The sequence below is a fragment of the Rhodomicrobium udaipurense JA643 genome, assembly GCF_000636015.1.
Classification (GTDB): Bacteria; Pseudomonadota; Alphaproteobacteria; order Rhizobiales; family Rhodomicrobiaceae; genus Rhodomicrobium; species Rhodomicrobium udaipurense.
Map to the genome: position 1 here is coordinate 1 of NZ_JFZJ01000200.1, position 3,132 is coordinate 3,132.

4 protein-coding genes are annotated in these 3,132 nt (G+C 64.3%); all 4 read left to right on the forward strand.

Annotation, left to right across the window (positions count from 1 at the left end; all coding sequences use genetic code 11):
* Window positions 1-40 precede the first annotated feature (40 nt).
* Window positions 41-820 carry an ABC transporter ATP-binding protein gene (locus tag T281_RS16715; RefSeq protein ID WP_245269277.1) on the forward strand — a complete coding sequence of 260 codons (780 nt, stop codon included), beginning with the start codon at window positions 41-43 and terminating at the stop codon, window positions 818-820.
* Window positions 817-2,025, forward strand: a complete 1,209-nt coding sequence (locus T281_RS16720; protein ID WP_037242154.1) for an ABC transporter permease — start codon at window positions 817-819, stop codon at window positions 2,023-2,025. Before T281_RS16715 ends, T281_RS16720 begins: the two co-directional genes overlap by 4 nt.
* Window positions 2,026-2,106: 81 nt before the next feature.
* On the forward strand, window positions 2,107-2,406 hold the full coding sequence (locus tag T281_RS16725; RefSeq protein ID WP_037242159.1) for a hypothetical protein: 300 nt from the start codon (window positions 2,107-2,109) through the stop codon (window positions 2,404-2,406).
* A gap of 211 nt (window positions 2,407-2,617) precedes the next feature.
* On the forward strand, window positions 2,618-3,132 hold a 515-nt coding region (locus T281_RS16730; RefSeq protein WP_037242163.1), incomplete at its 3' end, for a polymer-forming cytoskeletal protein.

The following is a 3,132-nucleotide window of genomic DNA, read 5'->3' on the forward strand; positions in this document are numbered from 1 at the left end:
CCGAAAGCCTCTGGATCAACCCTCGACGGAGACCGACCACATGCCCGGCGAGCTTGTTCTTCCCCCGCCAGCGGCGCGGCCGTTTCGACCCGCGGCAGCAGGGACCGTAAAAGAGGGTGCGGTGGAAACGCTGGCCGAGTTCAGGCAGGTGTCAAAGCTCTACGGCAGCGGTGAGGCGACCGTGCGCGCGCTCGACCGCATGGATCTGTCCATAGGCCGTGGCGAGTTCGTCGCGATCATGGGACCGTCCGGCTCCGGCAAGTCCACCGCGATGAACATTCTCGCATGCCTCGATACGCCGACGAGCGGCGATTATCTGTTCATGGGCGTCGATGTCGGCTCGCTCGACCGCGTGCAACGCGCGCTGCTTCGCCGCCACTACCTTGGCTTCGTGTTTCAGGGTTTCAACCTTCTGACGCGCACGAGCGCCATCGATAATGTGGAGATGCCGCTCATCTATCGCGGCATGGGGCGTTCGGAGCGACGCGAACGCGCGCGGGCGGCGCTTGCTCTCGTTGGCCTTTCGGGACGCGAGAAGCACACACCCGCCGAGCTTTCCGGCGGCCAGCAGCAGCGCGTTGCCATCGCCCGCGCGCTCGTGTCAGACCCATCGGTCCTGCTTGCCGACGAACCGACCGGCAACCTCGACAGCGCGCGCAGCCGTGAAATCATGGACCTTCTCACCGCGCTCAACCGCGATGCCGGTTTGACGGTCATCCTCGTCACGCATGAGCCCGAGATGGCGGCCTATGCCTCGCGCGTCCTGCATGTCGAGGACGGCCGCGTGAGCCGCATCGAGGAAAGGGCCATCGCGCCGTGATCTGGGAAACGATCAAGCTGGCGTTGCAGGCGATCCGGCGCAATCTGATGCGCTCGTTCCTGACGACGCTCGGCGTAGTGATCGGCGTCGCGGCGGTCATCACCATGGTGACGCTCGGCCAAGGCTCGACGAAAAAAATTACGCAGGACATCGCGAAGCTCGGCACAAACCTGCTCGTGCTGCGCCCCGGTCAGGCGGTCGGGCCGGGCGGGGTGCAGGATGTCGCGCGTCAGCTTGATGTCGCCGATGCGGAAGCCATTCGCCGCGAGATCCCCGGCACGCGCGCCGTAGCCCCCGCCGCAACGCGCGCCGCCACCGCCATCGCCAACGGCAAGAACTGGAGCACGAACGTCACCGGCGCGGAGACGACCTATCTCACGGCGCGCGATTGGCTAGTCGCCGAGGGCCGCACCTTCAACGATGGCGAGCTTCGCGCGGGCCGCTCCGTCTGCCTTATCGGCAAGACCATCCAGCGCGAGGTGTTCGGCGGCGGCGACGTCATCGGCCAGTCGATGCGCGTCGGCAAGATGAGCTGTGAGATCGTCGGTGTGCTCGCGGAGAAGGGCGAATCCGCCTTCGGGCAGGATCAGGACGACCTCGTCGTGATCCCGCTTCGGACGTTCCACCGGCGCGTCGCGGGCAATACCGATGTCGGCTATATCTATATTGGGGTCGACAGCCAGCACTCGACCGCGAAAACGCTGAGGGCCGTCGAGCTGCTCATGCGCGAGCGTCGCCGCATCGGGGCTGGCGATGAGGACGATTTCTTCGTGCGCGACATGAAGGAAATCGCGGCCACGCTCACGGGCACCTACAAGGTGTTAACCGGGCTTCTTTCCGCCGTCGCCGCGATCAGCCTCCTCGTCGGCGGCATCGGCATCATGAACATCATGCTCGTGTCGGTGACGGAGCGCACGCGCGAGATCGGCACGCGGCTTGCCATCGGCGCGCTCGCCGGGCAGGTGCTGACGCAGTTTCTCATCGAGGCGGTGGTGTTGTCGCTGTTCGGCGGGCTGATCGGCGTGGCGCTCGGGCTGGGGCTGTCGTGGATGCTCGCGAGTGCGATCAAGGTGCCGATGGCGCTCGACTTTTCGGTGATTGCGCTGGCATTCGGCTTTTCGGCTGCGGTCGGCGTGATATTCGGCTATTTTCCAGCGCGAAAGGCGGCGCGGCTCGATCCCATCGAAGCCCTTCGTCACGAGTAGCGCCAGACTTTCGCGGAGGCGGCTGACTGGCGCTTTCCTGCGTCGTTCTTTTATGGTGAACACTTTCTTGATGAGGCGTTGATGGACCGGCTCCTTGTTGCGGGATTGGCAATTGCGGCGGCGCTGCTCGCAGCCACCCCATCGTCAGCGAAGATCAAATGCGTGGACGAGTCGCAGGTGATCAACGGCCAACTCGCAGTGACGCCATGGTGCGAGGACGAGAACCTTGCAAAGGTCGCGCAAACCTACGGCGCGCGGGTCAGCGGCGCGGCAATCCGCGATAATCCGAACCTCAAAGCGGAGATTTGCCGCTTCATCGGCGCCGATATCCGCGTGAAGGACACGTGCGCGGGTTATATCGGCTTCGACCGGCGGCGCTAGTGCTCTGGCGCATACGTTTGACGGCGCGCGAGGTTAAATTCACTGCGCCGGGACCGGATGACGCCGCAGATGCAACAGGTTGCGCGCGATTTCGCGTTCACCCGAATTTCGATTGCCTGGCTTGGGCTCGGCGGCCTATGGTGCCTCGAACCTTACGTCGCGGCGGATACGGCGCCGCACATGCAGACACAGCAAGAGCGAGGCGGCAGCAGTGGCACGCGAGGCGATCATCCAGGAAGACACCATCATCAAGGGCAAGATCCGCAATTGCCGGCAGATGGAAATCCATGGCTATGTCGAAGGTGAGCTTGCCGCCGAATCCGTCATCATCCATCAGGGCGGCACGTTTTTCGGTACGCTGAAGACCGATCAGGCCGATGTCGCGGGCTCCCTGCAAGGCGAGGTCTTCGTGAAGAACCTCATCAGCATCAGAAGCACCGGCGCGGTCAACGGCAATGTGCGTTACGGGCAGCTTGCCATGGAGATGGGAGCGGACCTCTCGGCGGAACTGCGAAACGTGCCGCCGAAGCTCGCGGGCGACCTCGACATCGCCGTCAAGCGCGGCCGCTCGGTCGTGATCACGACGGCCGATATCACCGCCATCGACCCGGACGACAGCGCGGAAGAGCTGAGCTATAGCGTATCGAACGTGTCGAACGGGATCGTGGCGCTCGCGTCGAATGCCGGTATTTCGGTTGACCGCTTCACGCAAGCCGACATCGAGGC

What these genes read in the sequence shown, in the direction of transcription:
- T281_RS16715 (WP_245269277.1), top strand. Translation starts at nt 41, where the DNA reads ATGCCCGGCGAGCTTGTTCTTCCCCCGCCAGCGGCGCGGCCGTTTCGA.
- T281_RS16725 (WP_037242159.1), top strand. Translation starts at nt 2,107, where the DNA reads ATGGACCGGCTCCTTGTTGCGGGATTGGCAATTGCGGCGGCGCTGCTC.